Below are 16,089 nucleotides of genomic sequence, written 5' to 3' on the forward strand. Positions count from 1 at the left end.
GGCCACCGGCGCTACGCGTCGGCGTCGGCGGTCGCCCGCACCGCCGGGCGGCGGCTGGCGATGACCCGCCGGGCGAGCGAACGCGGGCTGGTCAGGAAGCCGAAGCCCCACGACATGTGCATGGTGGCCAGCGCCACCGGGACCTGCGCCCGGGCCTTGACCGACAGCCCCTTGCCGGCGGGCAGCGAACCCAGCGCGATGGCGGCCAGATAGCCACCGGGGACGACGAAGCCCAGCGGGGTGACGGCCGCGCCGACGACGATGCCCGCCGCGATCGCCAGGACGGCTCCGGGAGCGGCCAGATAGCGCAGATTGACCGAGCCCTGGTGGTAGCGGGTGACGACCCGGCGCCAGCGGCCGTAGTCCTTGTACTGCTTGGCCAGCGCCCGCACGCTCGGCCGGGGCCGGTAGGAGACGCGCAGCTCGGGTGAGAACCAGATCAGGCCGCCCGCCTCGCGGATGCGGTAGTTCAGCTCCCAGTCCTGGGCGCGGATGAACTCCTCGTTGTAACCGCCCTGCTGCTCCAGCACCTCGCGGCGGAAGACGCCCAGGTAGACGGTGTCCGCGGGGGCCGCCTGGCCGCCGGTGTGGAAGGCCGCGTTGCCGACGCCGATCTTCGAGGTCATGGCGGCGGCGACGGCGCGCTCCCAGTCGTTCTCGCCCTCGGCGTGCATGATGCCGCCGACGTTGGCGGCGCCGGTCTCGTCCAGCAGCCGCACCGCGGTCTTGATGTAGTCCGGGGAGAGCATGCCGTGGCCGTCCACGCGGACCACGACGGGGTGCCGGGAGGCCTTGATGGCGGCGTTCAGGGCGGCGGGGGTGCGGCCGGTGGGGTTGGGCACGGTGTGCACCCGGGGGTCCTCGCGCACGAGCTCCGCGGCGATCTCGTCGGTGCGGTCCGCCGAGGGGCCGAGGGCGATGACGACCTCCAGCTCACCCGCGTAGTCCTGCTCCAGGATGTGCCGGACGGAGGCGCGCAGATGGCGCTCCTCGTCGAGCACGGGCATGATCACGGAAACGGCGGGCGGCAGGTGGGGGGTCGCAGCGTTCACAGCCGCACACGTTACCGCGAACGGATGACAGCGGTGCGCATGCCAGGGCGAGGCTCATACCGTAGGACGGTATGACTGCTTAGCGTGCCCCCATGACCGCCGCTCGCCGCCGCCCGCCCGCGCCCGCCGCCCGCCGGCCCCCGGTGCGCCGCGGGATGCGCCTCCTCGGCGCGGTCTCGCTGGGCATCCTGACCGCCAGCGGGATCGGGCACGCCGTCGTCGCGCACATGGACAGCCGCCTCGCCCACGTCGACGCCCTGGGAGGGCCGCGTGACCGCGCCGCCTCCACCCGGGGTACCAACTTCCTGCTCGTCGGCACCGACCTGCGCCGCGGCCTCACCGCCGCCCAGCGCACCCGCTGGCACCTGGGCGGCCGGGCCTGCAACTGCGCGGACACGATGATGCTCGCGCACGTCTCGCGGGACGGCCGCCGGATCAGCGTGGTCGGCCTGCCACGGGACTCCTACGCCGAGCTCCCCCGCCCCGGCAAGCTGAAGTGGGCGTACGGGGACGGCGGCCCCGCGCTGACCGTGAGCGCCGTCGAGAAGCTGACCGGGGTCCCGGTCGACCACTACGCCGAGATCGACTTCGGGCGCTTCATGAAGGCCGTCGACCTCGTCGGCGGCGTCGACGTGTGCACCGCGCAGCCGCTGAGCGACCGCTACACCGGGCTCGCGCTGCCCGTCGGGAGCGTCCGCATGAACGGCGGCGCGGCGCTGCAGTACGTCCGCTCCGGATACGGGCAGGACGCCATGGACCTGACGCGCATGGGCCACCAGCAGCGCTTCCTGGCGGCCCTGGTGCGCCGCGTGACCGAGACCGGCCTGCTGCGCAACCCGGTCAAGCTCGACCAGGTCGCCGGTGCCGTGCTCGGCTCGGTGCGCACCGACCGGCAGACCACCCCGGACGACCTGATCTCGCTGGCCACCGGGTTGCGCGGTGGCTTCGGGGCGGGGTCGCTGGAGTTCGCCACCGTGCCGGTGGAACCGACGCCCTTCCGGGTCCAGGGGGTCGGCACGACCGTGCGCTGGTCCACCAAGGGCGCCGAGCGGCTCTTCGACGCCCTCCGCGAGGACCGGCCGCTGACCGGCGCGGCCGGCACCCCCGCAAGCGGGACGCCGACCCCGTCACTCCGGCCGGAGCGGGTGGACGTGCCACCCGGCTCGATCCGCGTCCAGGTCGACAACGGCACCGCCGTGACGGGTCTCGGCGCCCGTGCCGACAAGGACCTGCGGGGCACCGGCTTCCGGACCACGGGGATGCCGGGCAACACCACGCGGCACGACGCGCAGTACACGATGATCCGCTACGACCCCGGCTGGGACCGCTCCGCGGCCGCCCTCGGCACCGCGCTGCCGTACGCGGACCTGCTGGCCGTGCCCGGGCTCGGGCCGGTGCTGCGGGTGATCGTGGGCGCCGACTACCGCGGCGTCACCCCGGTACGGGCGGGGGAACCCGCACCCGCGCCCCAGCCCCCGCCGCAGCCGGTGGAGATCAAGCCGGTACGGGGCGACCGCATGCTGTGCGGCTGACCGCGATCAGTCGTCCAGGCCCTCGGCGGCCCGCTTCTCGCGCAGTTCCATGATCGCCCGGCGGCGGGCCAGCCGGTGCGTGCGCCGGATCTGGGCCTCCTGGTAGCGGCGGCGGTCCCGGTCGGTCTCCAGGATCAGCTCCGGCACCGAACGCGGCTTGCCCTCGGCGTCGACGGCGACGAAGACCAGATAGGCGCTGGCCACCTGGGTGCCGGGCCCGGACTCGTTCCAGCGTTCGGCGACCACCCGCACGCCGACCTCCATGGAGGACCGGCCGGTCCAGTTGACCTGGGCCTGCACCTTGAGCAGGTCGCCGACCCGCACCGGCTCCAGGAAGGCCATCTCGTCCATGGCGCCGGTCACCGCCGGCCCCTCGGAGTGACGGCCGGCCACGGCCCCCGCCGCGTCGTCCACCAGCTTCATGACCACGCCGCCGTGCACCGTGCCCAGGAGGTTCGTGTCGTGGTGGGTCATGATGTGCGCCAGCGTGATCCGCGAGGCGGACGTCGGCTTGGCCGTGACGGGATGCGGGGCAGGCTCTTCGAACATGGGCTCCACCCTAAGCAGTGGCCCGGGGTGCTCCCCGCCCGGCACACCTTGCCCGGGACCAGGGCCGGGCGGATGCTGGCAAAGGGGGAGAATCCCAGCAAGCCCGGCTATCCGGGCAGGTCCCAGAGGTGAGCGCGATGGAGAAGACCTGGACGATCAAGCTGACCCTGGAGGAGGACGGCAACCGCACCGCCTGCACCGCGTCGCTGGCCGGCGACGGCGCCCCGGGAGTCGTGGGGCACGGGTACTCGCGGCGCAACCCGAGCGACGAACCGGATCTGCGCATCGGCGAGGACGTGGCCGCGTCCCGGGCCTGTTCCAACCTGGCGCACGAACTGCTGGAGCAGGCCGCCGGGATGATCGAGACGCGCACCGATCTGCCCACCCACCTCACGGGATGAGGCGGCAGGGGCGCATTGGGTCACGGGGAAGCGGCAGTCCTGTGACCTTTGCATCAGCTCTGCTGCAGAAGCGGAACCGATCTCCTGCTCGGGCCGCCGAACGGGCACACTGCCGTACATGAACGCATGGCCCGACGGCTGGTCCGACAACAACAGGAACCAGCGGCAGCAGCAGACGCCCGAGCCCCCGCTGCCCCCCGAGCTGTCCCCGCGCCGTGCGGCGGCGGGCTCCGGCAGCGTCCCGCGCCAGCAGGGGTACGGAAGCCCGGCCTCCGCCCCCGCGCCCGGCCACGGTGGCGGGGGTTACGGCGGCGGATACGGGAACGGCGGTGACGGGGGCTCCTACGGCCCGCCCACGACCGCCGGGCGGCCTCCCCGTCCCGGCAGCCGGGCGCGCCGGGTCAAGGTGACCCTGCTGGCGCTGGTGGTCGTCGTGCTCGCCTGGTCCATCGGCACCTACATATGGGCCGACGGCAAGGTGCGCCGCGAGGTCGACCTCGGCACGGTGATCGACCGGCCCGAGACCGGCAAGGGCACCAACTACCTGATCGTGGGCTCCGACAGCCGCGAGGGCCTGTCCGGCGACCAGAAGAAGGAGCTGCACACCGGCTCCGCCGCGGGCAAGCGCACGGACTCCATGATGATCCTGCACGTCGGCGACAACGGGAACTCGCTGATCTCGCTCCCCCGTGACTCCTACGTCACGATCCCCAACTTCAAGGGCTCCGAGTCGGGCAAGTCGTTCGCCGCGCGCGGCCAGAACAAGCTGAACGCCGCCTACTCGATAGACGGCCCGACGCTGCTGGTGCGCACCGTCGAGTACAACACCGGCCTGCACATCGACCACTACGCGGAGATCGGCTTCGCCGGCTTCGCGGGCATCGTGGACGCGGTCGGCGGCGTCGAGATGAACATCCCGCGCAACATCGACGACAAGAACTCCGGCCTGCACATCAAGAAGGGCACCCAGACCCTCAACGGCGACGAGGCGCTCGCCTTCGTCCGCCAGCGCTACCAGGAGGCGGAGGGCGACCTCGGCCGGACCAAGAACCAGCAGAAGTTCCTGGCCGCCCTGGCGTCCCAGACCGCCACCCCGGGCACGGTGCTCAACCCCTTCAAGCTCTACCCGGTCATGGGCGCGGGCCTGGACACCCTGGTCGTCGACAAGGACATGAGCCTGTGGAACCTGGTCTCGATGTTCTGGGCGATGAAGGGCGTCTCCGGCGGTGACGGCCTGTCGATGAACATGCCGACCTCCGGCTCGATCAACACCAACGTCGGCAGCGCGCTCAAGTGGGACATGCCGAAGGTCAAGCAGCTGATCTCCGAGCTGAAGAACGACGAGAAGGTCACCGTCACCCCCGACTCGTGAGCCGGGCGGGACGACGCGTGAGGGCCGGGAAGCGGGCGCTTCCCGGCCCTCACGGCGTACTGGCGCCGAGCCGGTCCAGGGAGTGGCCCGCCACGTAGTCGTCCATCGTGTCGTTGCGCATGGCCTCCCAGAGCTGGGAGCTGCCGCTCTCGTCGAGCAGCACGACCGACTGGCCCTTGATCATGTCGAGCCCGCCCACCGGCGCGTTCATGAAGACCATGTCGGCCGCCCGGACGCCGCGCATCTTCCACATCAGGTCGCGCAGATCGCCGCCGGAGAGCCGGTCGTCGACGCTGACCACCCCGGTGACCTGGTCCAGCAGCTCCTTGGCCTTGAGCGGGTTGCTCATCGTGGACGGGGTGAGCGTCTTGGCGATCACCGCGCGCAGGAAGGCCTGCTGGCGGTGGGTGCGGTCCAGGTCGCCGCGGGGCAGGTGGTAGCGCTCGCGCACATAGGTCAGGGCCTGGTCGCCGTTCATGTGCCGGCCCGCGAGGTCGACGCCGCCGATGGCGTCGGTCAGGGTGCGGAAGCCGCTCCAGTCGATGACGGCGAGGTGGTCGACCTTGACGTCGGTCAGCCGCTGCACGGTGTCGATGAGCAGCGGCGGGCCGCCCCAGGAGAAGGCGGCATTGAGCTTGGCCTTGCCGTTGCCGGGGACGCTGACCCAGCTGTCGCGGGGCAGCGAGACCACGTAGGCGTGCCGGTGGTCGGCGGGCAGGTGGACCAGCATCATCGTGTCGCTGCGCTGGGCGCCGCGCTTCCATTCCGGCGCCTGCGCGTTCTCGCCGGTGGTGGGCAGGTCGGAGCGAGCGTCCACACCGACCAGGAGGAACGTTTCACCGCCCTTGGCGGGGGCCGGCTGCTCGCTCTCGGGCACATTGGTCGGGAAGGCGTTCGGGATCCGGCTCACCTTGCCGGTGTAGTGGTCCACCGCCCACCACAGCGTGCCGGCCACCGCGAGCACCCCGGCCACCAGCAGCGTCAGCGCCCCCAGCAGGACCCTGCGGGTGCGCAGGCGGCGCTTGCGGCGGCGCGCCGCCTCGTCCCCCGGCGTTTCCTCAACAGCCGCGTCCTTGTGGCCGACCGGATCCGTCGTCGTCACGCCCCACCCCCACACTGTGCACCCGCTCCCCACGCGTGCGTAGGGGGCATTGTGGCGCGCGAAGGCGGCCCATGGCCATGCCCATGGCATCCGTCCCGTCACACGGGCACCACGCACCGGACGGGAGGACGTCATCCCCCGCGGTTATGCTCGGCAGCAGAATCCGGCCACCACCTGGGAGGGAGCCTCCACATGGCCCTCAAGCTCACCGTGATCGGCACCGGCTACCTGGGCGCCACGCACGCCGCCGCAATGGCGGAGCTGGGCTTCGAGGTGCTGGGGCTGGACATCGACCCCGCCAAGATCGAGACACTGTCGGCAGGCAAGGTCCCGATGTACGAGCCGGGCCTGGAGGAACTGCTCGGCCGGCACGTCGCGGGCCTGCCCGGGGCGAGCGGCCGGCTGCGCTTCACCACCTCCTGGGAGGAGGTCGCCGCCTTCGGCGACGTCCACTTCGTCTGCGTCAACACCCCGCAGAAGCACGGCGAGTACGCCTGCGACATGAGCTACGTCGAGTCCGCCTTCGACCTGCTCGCCCCGCACCTGAGCCGTCCCGCCCTGGTCGTCGGCAAGTCGACGGTGCCGGTCGGCAGCGCGGCGCGGCTGGCCGAGCGGCTGGCCGAGCTGGCCCCGGCGGGCCACCAGGCGGAGCTGGCGTGGAACCCGGAGTTCCTGCGCGAGGGCTTCGCCGTCCAGGACACCCTGCACCCGGACCGGATCGTGGTCGGCGTCGCCTCCGAGCACGCCGAGAAGCTCCTGCGCGAGATCTACGCGACCCCGGTCTCCGAGGGCACGCCGTTCGTCGTCGCGGACTACCCGACCGCCGAGCTGGTGAAGACGGCGGCGAACGCCTTCCTCGCCACCAAGATCTCCTTCATCAACGCCATGGCCGAGGTCAGCGAGGCCGCGGGCGGCGATGTGATGAAGCTGGCCGAGGCCATCGGCCACGACGACCGGATCGGCAAGAAGTTCCTCCGGGCCGGCATCGGCTTCGGCGGCGGCTGCCTGCCCAAGGACATCCGGGCCTTCATGGCCCGCGCCGGCGAACTCGGCGCCGACCAGGCGCTGACGTTCCTGCGCGAGGTCGACTCCATCAACATGCGGCGCCGGGCCCACATGGTCGAGCTGGCCCGCGAGGCCTGCGGCAGCGGCGGTTTCCTCGGCAAGCGCGTGGCGGTCCTCGGCGCGGCCTTCAAGCCGGACTCCGACGACGTACGGGACTCCCCCGCGCTCAACGTCGCCGGCCAGATCCACCTCCAGGGCGGCCAGGTCACCGTCTACGACCCCAAGGCGATGGACAACGCCCGCCGCCTGTTCCCCACCCTCGGCTACGCGTCCAGCGCCCTGGAGGCCGTGCGCGGCGCCCAGGTCGTGCTGCACCTCACGGAGTGGCGGGAGTTCCGCGAGCTCGACACGGCGGCCCTGGGGGCCGTGGCGGGGCAGCGGCACGTCATCGACGGCCGCAATGCCCTGGACGCGTCCGTGTGGCGGGAGGCGGGCTGGACGTTCCGGGCGATGGGCCGCCCCAACGCGTAGCCCTGCGGGCGGCATGCGGGTGGGTTGTGGTTGCTGTCCGGGTGGGTTTTTTCCCCGCCCGCCCTCCCTCCCCCAACCTTCGGCCGGGGGTGCCCCCAGCCCTGTGAAGTCCGGGCGGCCCGGCGCGCGTGTGTTCCTGGGCCGGGTGCGGGGCCTCCGGGGCTGCACGTCCTGGACTGGGATATTTACGTGCGTGACGGGCACTTGCCCATCCCATCCTGTCCCGGATGCTGCACACAAATATCCCGCAGCGTCCAGAACATCCACCCCTCCGACCCCGCCCCCTCGGTTTCGTCATGCGCCTGATCCCCAGTGGGGGGTGGAGGCGGTCCGGGGTGACCGCGGTTGCCTGGATACGGCCCCATCGCTGTGTGGGCGTGACGGCTGGGCGGCTGATGTGCCGCCGCACCAACGGGGGCCTGTGCCATGGCTGCCCTAACACCCCCCACTGGGGATCAGGCGCGAACACTACGGAGGGGGCGGGGGTGGTGGGGGCACCCCCGGCCGAAGGTTGGGGGAGGGCGGGAGGGCGGGAAAGGAACCTACCCGGACGGCACGCGCGGCGTTAGTGGACGTCGCCCATGAGGGCGATGACGCGCCTGCGGTACAGAACGAACGCCACGCCGGCCGCCAGCGCCACGGCGCCCTGGATCGCGAAGGCCGTCTCCGACAGGAACGCGTCGCCGATGACCAGCTGCAGGATCGCCGCCACACAGTCGCCCGCCGTCACGGCGAGGAACCACAGGCCCATCATCTGGCTGGCGTACTTGACCGGGGCCAGTTTGGTGGTGACCGACAGGCCCACCGGGGACAGGCACAGTTCGGCGGCGGTCTGGACGAGGTAGACCACGGCCAGCCACAGCGGGGTGACCTTGGCGTCGCCCGAGGCGGCGGCCTGGGCCAGCATCATCACGATGAACGAGGCGCCGATGCCGACGAGGCCGAGCGCGAACTTCACCGTCGTGCTGGGGTTCCTCCGGCCCAGCCTCATCCACAGCAGGGCGAAGACCGGGGCCAGGGCCATCACGAACAGCGGGTTCAGCGACTGGAACCAGCTCTCGGGGAAGTGGAAGCCCCACAGCTGCGACGCGGTGTGGTCGTGGGCGAAGACCGTCAGGGTCGAGCCGGACTGGTCGTAGATCATCCAGAACACGGCGGCCACGATGAAGAACCAGATGTAGCCGGTCACCTTGGTCTTCTCGTCCGAGGAGAGCTCGCGGTCGCCGCGGATGCGGGTGAAGTAGTACGTCGGCAGCGCCAGGCCCAGCAGGGACAGCGGCCACAGCACCCAGTTGATCGTGAAGTGGCCGGTGAAGGTGACCACGCCGTAGAAGACCACCGCGGCAGCCAGCCACAGCAGCGCCTTCTTCATCATCCCGGCGCGTTCGGCGGCGTCCAGGGGCGTGGGGACCACGCTGGAGACGGGCGCGAGGTGCTTGGTGCCCAGGAGGAACTGGGCGAGGCCGAGCCCCATGCCGACGCCGGCGAGGGCGAAGCCCAGGTGCCAGTCGACCTTCTGGCCGACGGTGCCGATGGCCAGCGGCGCGAGGAAGGCACCGAGGTTGATCCCGATGTAGAAGATCGTGAAGCCGCCGTCGCGGCGCGGGTCGTTCCGGTCGGGGTAGAGCTGGCCCACCATCGTGGAGATGTTGGACTTCAGCAGACCGGAGCCCACGGCGATGAAGACCAGGCCGACGAAGAACGAGGCGGAGACCGGCACGGCCAGCAGGAAGTGGCCGATCATGATGATCGTGCCGCCGATGGCCACCGTGCGGCGCGGGCCCCACAGGCGGTCGGCGAACCAGCCGCCCGGCATGGCCAGCAGGTACACGGTGGCGGTGTAGACGCTGTAGATGGCGCCGGCGGTGGCGGCCTTCATGCCGAGGCCGCCGTCCGCGACCGAGGCCGTCAGGTAGAGGACGAGCAACGCCCTCATGCCGTAGTAGCTGAAACGCTCCCACGTCTCGGTCATGAAAAGTGTGGCCAGACCTCGAGGGTGGCCGAGGAAACTGCCGCCGGATCCGTGGTTCCGGGCGGCGGGGTCCTTGGTCAGGCTGGTCGCCATGAACTTTCCTTGCTGCTCGGGACGCGCTGCGCGAGCGGAGCGCGCCCGGGTGGGGGGTGACCGGCACCGGCGCACGCGAACGCGCCCCGGGATCCACGGCCGCCGCCTTCACAGGCGGTGGCCCCGGCCGACAGGTCGATGACTGGTGCTGGTGGGGACCAGCCCCGCGACAGAAGGGCCCTTGACGCCAGATGAACGCCAGAGGTCCCGCGGGGGAACTGTTGCGGGCTTTTCGTTACTTTATGGCAGCTTCACATGTGCTATATGGGCTGACTTGAGACGGACCTCACAGCACTGACGGCCCGCCCGGCGTGCGGTTTCTCCTGGCGGACTACCATCAGCCCATGACCCGCGTACTGCTCGCCGAGGACGACGCATCCATCTCGGAACCGCTCGCACGCGCGTTGCGCCGCGAAGGGTACGAGGTCGAGGTGCGCGAGGACGGACCGGCGGCGCTCGAAGCCGCCCTGCTCGGCTCCTTCGATCTGTTGGTGCTCGACCTGGGGCTGCCCGGAATGGACGGGCTGGAGGTGTGCAGGAGGCTGCGCACCGAAGGCCATGGATTCCCGGTGCTGGTGCTGACCGCCCGCGCCGATGAGGTGGACACGGTGGTCGGCCTCGACGCCGGCGCCGACGACTATGTGACCAAGCCCTTCCGGCTGGCCGAGCTGCTGGCCCGCGTGCGGGCCCTGCTGCGGCGCGGCACGACCGAGGCGCAGCAGCCCTCGACCCAGGGGGTGCGGATCGACGTCGAGTCGCACCGCGCCTGGATGGGCGACGAGGAGCTGCAGCTCACGGCGAAGGAATTCGACCTCCTGCGCGTACTGGTGCGGGACGCCGGGCGGGTGGTCACCCGTGAGCAGCTGATGCGTGAGGTGTGGGACACCACCTGGTGGTCCTCCACCAAGACGCTCGACATGCACATCTCGTGGCTGCGCAAGAAGCTCGGCGACGACGCGGCCGCCCCGCGCTACATCTCCACCGTCCGCGGCGTGGGCTTCCGGTTCGAGAAGAACTGAAAGACCCGTCCGCGGACCCGCCCCGGAAAGCTGAGACGCTTCAACCATGCGCCGCCGTCTCATCCAGTCCACGCTCGCCGTGGTGCTCGTCGTCATCGCCGTCTTCGGCGTCTCCTTGGTGATCGTGGAGACCCGGACGATCGAGAACAGCGCCAGGGAGAGCGTGGACTCGGAGGCGGTGCGGCTCATCGGCATCGTCGAGAGCCGGATCATCAGCGACGAGCAGATCAGCCGCGAGGTGCTGTCCCAGCAGATCACCCCCGACCGCTACGCCCTGGTCAGGGTCCCGGGCGAGACGCCGATCGCCATCGGCACACGGCCGACGGGCAAGGTGATCTCCTCGCAGCAGAAGGGCGAGCACGGCGAGACCGTCGTCGTCCAGGAGTCGCGCAGCAAGGTCAGCCAGGAGATCGGCCGCACGCTGCTGATCATCCTCGCGGTGGCGCTGCTGGCGGTGCTGGCCGCGGTGGTGCTGGCGGTACGGCAGGCGCGGCGGCTCGGCAGCCCGCTGACCGATCTGGCCGAGACCGCGGAACGGCTCGGCTCGGGCGACCCGCGGCCCCGGCACCGCCGCTACGGGGTGCCGGAACTGGACCGGGTCGCCGACGTACTGGACAGCAGCGCCGAGCGGATCGCCCGCATGCTGACCGCCGAACGGCGGCTGGCCGCGGACGCCTCGCACCAGCTGCGCACCCCGCTGACCGCGCTGTCGATGCGGCTGGAGGAGATCATCGCCACCGCCGACGAACAGGAGACGGTCAAGGAGGAGGCGACGATCGCGCTCGGCCAGGTCGAGCGGCTGACGGACGTCGTGCAGCGGCTGCTCACCAACGCGCGGGACCCGCGGACCGGCTCCGCGGTGGTCTTCGACATCGACGCCGTGATCAAGCAGCAGGTGGAGGAGTGGCGCCCGGCCTACCGCAGCGCGGGGCGGGCCATCACCACGGGTTCCGAGCGGATGCGCGCGGTGGGCACGCCGGGCGCGGTCGCGCAGGTGCTCGCGACCCTCCTGGAGAACGGGCTGATGCACGGCGCGGGCACGGTCGGCATCTCCACCCGCGTCACCGGCAACCAGGTGGTGGTGGAGGTGACGGACGAGGGCCAGGGCGTACCGCCGGAACTGGGGGCGCGGGTCTTCGAGCGCACGGTCAGCGGGCGCAACTCCACGGGCATCGGCCTCGCGGTCGCCCGGGACCTGGCCGAGGCGGACGGCGGCCGTCTGGAGCTGCTGCAGCAGCGCCCGCCGGTCTTCGCGCTGTTCCTGGCCCGCCAGGAGCAGTCGCCGTGAGTCCGGCGGCTGTGACGCCCTAGCCGGCGCGGCCCACGGGGGCGCCGGGCGCGGCGCTGCCGATCTCGCCCTCGGCCAGGAACGATTCTGCCTGCCCCACGGCCCCGTGGCTCGGCAGTGCCTTGAAGACCCAGCTGCGGTAGGACCAGAAGCGGAAGAGGGTGGCGACCCCGATGCCGAGGAACTTGAAGACATTGCTCTGCAGCGGGCTGTCCCAGCCGAAGCCGTACGTCGCCGTGTAGAGCAGACCGTTCTCGATCACCAGGCCGATCGCGCTGAAGAGCAGGAAGAGCCCCAGCTCGCGGGTGCGGCCGCTCTTGTCCCGGTCGCGGTAGGTGAAGTAGCGGAAGCCCACGTAGTTGAAGGCGATGGCCACGACGGTCGCGACGACGCTGGCGCGCACCACCTGCAGGTCCGTGAGGTGCCGGACGAGGTTGAAGACGCCGATGTTGACCAGCACGCCGACACCGCCGACCGCGCCGAACTTGGCGACCTCCCGCGCTATCCCCCACAGGCGGTCGGTGAGCACCGCCGGCCGGGCGCTGTGCCCCGTCACTTCGCCCATGTGATCGCCCGGTCCCGTCTGTCTTCGGTCAGAGGCCTTCATGCTAGCCGGGGGGCCGGTGGCACAGGGGTCCGGGCGCCATTCGTACACAGATATCCTGGTGACTGTGACATTCCCGGTAGTCGGCATGATCGGCGGCGGCCAGCTCGCCCGTATGACCCATGAGGCGGGTATCCCGCTCGGCATCAGATTCAAGCTCCTCAGCGACACGCCCGTGGACTCGGCGGCCTTGGTCGCGGGCGAGGTCGTGGTCGGCGACTATCGCGACCTGGCGACGCTGCGCGCGTTCGCGGCGGGCTGCGACGTGATCACCTTCGACCACGAGCACGTCCCCACCCAGCACCTGCGGGCCCTGGAGGCCGACGGCATCGCCGTCCGCCCGGGGCCGGACGCCTTGGTGCACGCCCAGGACAAGGGCGTCATGCGGGCGAAGCTGGACTCCCTCGGTGTGCCCTGCCCGCGGCACCGCATCGTGGCCGACCCGGCGGACGTGACGCGCTTCGCCGAGGAGGGCACGGGCTATCCGGTCGTGCTGAAGACCGTGCGCGGCGGCTACGACGGCAAGGGCGTGTGGGTGGTCCGCGACGAGGCGGGCGCCGCCGAGCCGTTCCGGGCGGGCGTGCCGGTGCTCGCGGAGGAGAAGGTCGACTTCGCGCGGGAGCTGGCGGCCAACGTCGTACGCTCCCCGCACGGGCAGGCGGTCGCCTACCCGGTGGTGGAGTCGATCCAGGTCGGCGGGGTGTGCGACACCGTGATCGCCCCGGCGCCCGGCCTGCCTGAAGCGCTGTCGGCGCAGGCCCAGCAACTGGCGCTGACCATCGCCAAGGAGCTGGGCGTGGTCGGCCATCTGGCCGTGGAGCTGTTCGAGACGCGGGACGGCCGGATCCTCGTCAACGAGCTGGCCATGCGCCCGCACAACAGCGGGCACTGGACCCAGGACGGCGCCGTGACCTCGCAGTTCGCCAACCACCTGCGGGCGGTGCTGGACCTGCCGCTGGGCGACCCGCGCCCGCGGCAGCCGTGGACGGTGATGGCGAACGTCCTCGGCGGCGACTACCCCGACATGTACCAGGGCTATCTGCACTGCATGGCCCGGGACCCGCAGCTGAAGATCCACATGTACGGCAAGGACGTGAAGCCCGGCCGCAAGGTCGGCCACGTCAACACCTATGGCGCCGACCTGGCCGACGTGCGCGAGCGCGCCCGGCACGCCGCCGACTACCTGCGAGGGACGATCACCGAATGAGCAGCCCCCTGATCGGCATCGTGATGGGTTCCGACTCCGACTGGCCGGTCATGGAGGCCGCCGCCCAGGCGCTGGACGAGTTCGAGGTGCGGTACGAGGTCGACGTCGTCTCCGCGCACCGCATGCCGCGCGAGATGATCGCGTACGGCGAGCAGGCCGCCGGGCGCGGCCTCAAGGCGATCATCGCGGGCGCCGGCGGCGCCGCGCACCTGCCGGGCATGCTCGCCTCGGTGACGCCGCTGCCGGTGATCGGCGTGCCGGTGCCGCTGAAGTACCTGGACGGCATGGACTCGCTGCTGTCCATCGTGCAGATGCCCGCCGGGGTGCCGGTCGCCACGGTCTCGGTGGCCGGCGCGCGCAACGCGGGCCTGCTGGCGGTGCGGATGCTCGCCGCGCACGACGGCGAACTGCTGGAGCGGATGCGGCACTTCCAGGAGGAGCTGAACCAGCAGGCGACCGACAAGGGCAAGCGTCTGCGTGCCAAGGTGGAGGGGTCGGCAGGCTTCGGTTTCGGAGGTAAGTAGTCATATGAGCCACATGGGCCACGAGGACACCGAACTGCTCGCGCGAGCACGGGAACTGCTCACCGCTCACCCCGTCGTGGACGGGCACAACGACCTCCCCTGGCGCCTGCGCGAGCAGGTCCGTTACGACCTCGACCGGCGGGACATCGCCGCCGACCAGTCGGCGCACCTGCACACCGACCTCCCCCGGCTGCGCGCCGGGCGGGTCGGCGCCCAGTTCTGGTCGGTCTATGTGCGCAGCGACCTCGCCGGCGGGGACGCCGTCGTGGCCGTGCTGGAGCAGATCGACTGCGTGCGGCGGCTGATCGAGCGGTACCCGGAGGACCTGCGGGCCGCGTTCACCGCCGACGACATGGAGGTCGCCCGCGCCGAGGGCAGCATCGCCTCGCTGATGGGCGCCGAGGGTGGGCACTCCATCGCCAACTCCCTCGGTGTGCTGCGCACGTTGTACGCGCTGGGCGTGCGCTACATGACGCTCACCCACAACGACACCATCGACTGGGCGGACTCGGCCACCGACGAGGCCCGGCACGGCGGCCTGACCCCCTTCGGCGAGGAGGTCGTCCGCGAGATGAACCGCCTCGGCATGCTCGTCGACCTCTCGCACGTCTCGCCCGGCACCATGCGCGCGGCACTGCGGGTGTCGCAGGCGCCGGTGCTGTTCTCGCACTCCTCCACGCGGGCGGTCTGCGACCATGTGCGCAACATCCCCGACGACGTCCTGGAGCGCCTGCCGGTCAACGGCGGCGTCGCGATGGCGACCTTCGTGCCGCAGTTCATCCTGCCCGCCGCGGCCGAGTGGATCGTCGGCGCCACCGCCGAGTTGAGGGCCCAGGGCCTGCATCCGCTGGACCAGACGCCCGAGGCGCTGGCGGTCCAGCGGGCGTACGAGGCCGCCCATCCCCGGCCGGTCGCGACCATCGGCACCGTCGCCGACCACCTGGACCACATGCGCGAGGTCGCCGGCGTCGACCACATCGGCCTCGGCGGCGACTACGACGGCGTCTCCTTCCTCCCCGAAGGTCTCGGCGACGTGTCCGGCTACCCGCGGCTCGCCGCCGAACTGCTGCGCCGCGGCTGGTCGGAGGAGGACCTGGCCAAGCTGACGTGGCGCAACGCGGTGCGCGTCCTGCGGGACGCGGAGTCGGTGGCGGCGGACCTGCGGGGCAAGCGGGGGCCTTCCAACGCCTCGATCGAGGAGCTGGACGGCCCGGCGGCACCCGGGGCCTGAGCGGAGGGAAACGACCGGGCCGGGGCCGGGCTACGCGGGAGCCGCGACCTCGGCCCAGACCGTCTTGCCGGGCTGTCCGTCCGCGTTGCGCAGTACGCCCCAGTCCAGGCACAGCCGCTGCACGATGAACATGCCGTGTCCGCCCGGCCGTCCCGCGCGGTGGGGGTTCCGCGGCGCGGGATCTCCCACACCGCCGTCGGAGACCTCCATGCGGAGCGACTTGGGCTGACAGTGCAGTCGCAGTTCCTCGGGGCCGCCCGCGTGCAGGCAGGCGTTCGTCACCAGTTCCGAGACGACCAGCAGCACGTCCTCGGCCGCGGCTCTGCGATCGGCGGAGTCGGCCGGAAGCCAGCCCCAGTCGTGCAAGGCCTGCCGGGTGAAGTCACGTGCCAGCGGCACGACACCCGGTATCCCCGACAAATGGAGTCTGCGCACCTGAGCCTCCCCCGGTCCGGTGGGCAGCGCGTCGGCGCCGCCCGGGTCGCGGTCGTCCGCCGCAGGGGGCCGCGTGGTGCTCATCAGCGCCTCCACTCACCGATGTCCGCCGGTGTCAGAAGTGATCCCGAGGTGTCTCCTGCCCGACCCTCCCCGGGGAACACCTCCGGAT

Annotated in this window: 15 protein-coding genes; 9 read left to right on the top strand and 6 right to left on the bottom strand. The window is 71.6% G+C overall.

What is annotated here, in order from left to right:
- Positions 1 to 11 precede the first annotated feature (11 nt).
- On the bottom strand, positions 12 to 1,052 hold the full coding sequence (locus ACFWVC_RS12305; RefSeq protein WP_384282970.1) for a glycosyltransferase family 2 protein: 1,041 nt from the start codon (positions 1,050 to 1,052) through the stop codon (positions 12 to 14).
- Positions 1,053 to 1,144: 92 nt separating this feature from the next.
- On the opposite strand from ACFWVC_RS12305, the gene ACFWVC_RS12310 reads away from it, so the two are divergent.
- Positions 1,145 to 2,584 (top strand): LCP family protein, encoded by a 1,440-nt coding sequence (locus ACFWVC_RS12310; protein WP_384282973.1) that lies wholly within the window; start codon positions 1,145 to 1,147, stop codon positions 2,582 to 2,584.
- Between the two features lie 6 nt (positions 2,585 to 2,590).
- On the opposite strand, the gene ACFWVC_RS12315 is transcribed toward ACFWVC_RS12310, so the two are convergent.
- On the bottom strand, positions 2,591 to 3,133 hold the full coding sequence (locus ACFWVC_RS12315; RefSeq protein ID WP_384282976.1) for an acyl-CoA thioesterase: 543 nt from the start codon (positions 3,131 to 3,133) through the stop codon (positions 2,591 to 2,593).
- A 137-nt stretch (positions 3,134 to 3,270) separates the two neighbouring features.
- On the opposite strand from ACFWVC_RS12315, the gene ACFWVC_RS12320 reads away from it, so the two are divergent.
- Both ACFWVC_RS12320 and ACFWVC_RS12325 read left to right on the top strand, forming a co-directional pair.
- Entirely contained in the window at positions 3,271 to 3,534 is a 264-nt protein-coding gene (locus tag ACFWVC_RS12320) for a DUF1876 domain-containing protein (RefSeq protein ID WP_319661631.1), read from the top strand.
- A gap of 118 nt (positions 3,535 to 3,652) precedes the next feature.
- On the top strand, positions 3,653 to 4,906 hold the full coding sequence (locus tag ACFWVC_RS12325; protein WP_384282979.1) for an LCP family protein: 1,254 nt from the start codon (positions 3,653 to 3,655) through the stop codon (positions 4,904 to 4,906).
- 49 nt (positions 4,907 to 4,955) lie between these two features.
- On the opposite strand, the gene ACFWVC_RS12330 is transcribed toward ACFWVC_RS12325, so the two are convergent.
- A complete protein-coding gene (locus tag ACFWVC_RS12330) occupies positions 4,956 to 6,008 on the bottom strand; it encodes an LCP family protein (protein ID WP_384282982.1) in 1,053 nt (350 codons plus the stop codon).
- 192 nt (positions 6,009 to 6,200) lie between these two features.
- Between ACFWVC_RS12330 and ACFWVC_RS12335 the strand changes: the two genes are divergently transcribed.
- The gene (locus tag ACFWVC_RS12335; RefSeq protein WP_384282985.1) at positions 6,201 to 7,544 is read left to right on the top strand and encodes a UDP-glucose dehydrogenase family protein; all 1,344 of its coding nucleotides are present in this window, start codon (positions 6,201 to 6,203) and stop codon (positions 7,542 to 7,544) included.
- Between the two features lie 565 nt (positions 7,545 to 8,109).
- Here ACFWVC_RS12335 and ACFWVC_RS12340 read toward each other — a convergent pair.
- Positions 8,110 to 9,609, bottom strand: a complete 1,500-nt coding sequence (locus ACFWVC_RS12340) for a peptide MFS transporter (protein ID WP_384282988.1) — start codon at positions 9,607 to 9,609, stop codon at positions 8,110 to 8,112.
- Positions 9,610 to 9,953: 344 nt separating this feature from the next.
- On the opposite strand from ACFWVC_RS12340, the gene ACFWVC_RS12345 reads away from it, so the two are divergent.
- On the top strand, positions 9,954 to 10,628 hold the full coding sequence (locus ACFWVC_RS12345; RefSeq protein ID WP_384282990.1) for a response regulator transcription factor: 675 nt from the start codon (positions 9,954 to 9,956) through the stop codon (positions 10,626 to 10,628).
- Positions 10,629 to 10,674: 46 nt separating this feature from the next.
- Positions 10,675 to 11,916 carry an ATP-binding protein gene (locus ACFWVC_RS12350; protein ID WP_384282992.1) on the top strand — a complete coding sequence of 414 codons (1,242 nt, stop codon included), beginning with the start codon at positions 10,675 to 10,677 and terminating at the stop codon, positions 11,914 to 11,916.
- A 19-nt stretch (positions 11,917 to 11,935) separates the two neighbouring features.
- Here the strand turns inward: ACFWVC_RS12350 and ACFWVC_RS12355 are convergent, their stop codons facing one another.
- Positions 11,936 to 12,481 carry a GtrA family protein gene (locus ACFWVC_RS12355; protein ID WP_384282994.1) on the bottom strand — a complete coding sequence of 182 codons (546 nt, stop codon included), beginning with the start codon at positions 12,479 to 12,481 and terminating at the stop codon, positions 11,936 to 11,938.
- A 106-nt stretch (positions 12,482 to 12,587) separates the two neighbouring features.
- Between ACFWVC_RS12355 and ACFWVC_RS12360 the strand changes: the two genes are divergently transcribed.
- Genes ACFWVC_RS12360 through ACFWVC_RS12370 form a run of 3 tightly spaced genes read left to right on the top strand, consistent with a single transcriptional unit; the run spans position 12,588 to position 15,482 of the window.
- Positions 12,588 to 13,727 carry a 5-(carboxyamino)imidazole ribonucleotide synthase gene (locus ACFWVC_RS12360; protein ID WP_384282997.1) on the top strand — a complete coding sequence of 380 codons (1,140 nt, stop codon included), beginning with the start codon at positions 12,588 to 12,590 and terminating at the stop codon, positions 13,725 to 13,727.
- Positions 13,724 to 14,251 (top strand): 5-(carboxyamino)imidazole ribonucleotide mutase, encoded by a 528-nt coding sequence (gene purE / locus ACFWVC_RS12365; RefSeq protein WP_384283000.1) that lies wholly within the window; start codon positions 13,724 to 13,726, stop codon positions 14,249 to 14,251. Before ACFWVC_RS12360 ends, purE begins: the two co-directional genes overlap by 4 nt.
- A 4-nt stretch (positions 14,252 to 14,255) precedes the next feature.
- Positions 14,256 to 15,482, top strand: coding sequence for a dipeptidase (locus tag ACFWVC_RS12370; protein WP_384283002.1), 1,227 nt, complete (start codon positions 14,256 to 14,258; stop codon positions 15,480 to 15,482).
- A 30-nt stretch (positions 15,483 to 15,512) separates the two neighbouring features.
- On the opposite strand, the gene ACFWVC_RS12375 is transcribed toward ACFWVC_RS12370, so the two are convergent.
- The gene (locus tag ACFWVC_RS12375) at positions 15,513 to 16,001 is read right to left on the bottom strand and encodes an ATP-binding protein (protein ID WP_384283004.1); all 489 of its coding nucleotides are present in this window, start codon (positions 15,999 to 16,001) and stop codon (positions 15,513 to 15,515) included.
- Positions 16,002 to 16,089 lie beyond the last annotated feature (88 nt).

The sequence above is a fragment of the Streptomyces sp. NPDC058691 genome, assembly GCF_042714775.1.
Lineage (GTDB): Bacteria > Actinomycetota > Actinomycetes > Streptomycetales > Streptomycetaceae > Actinacidiphila.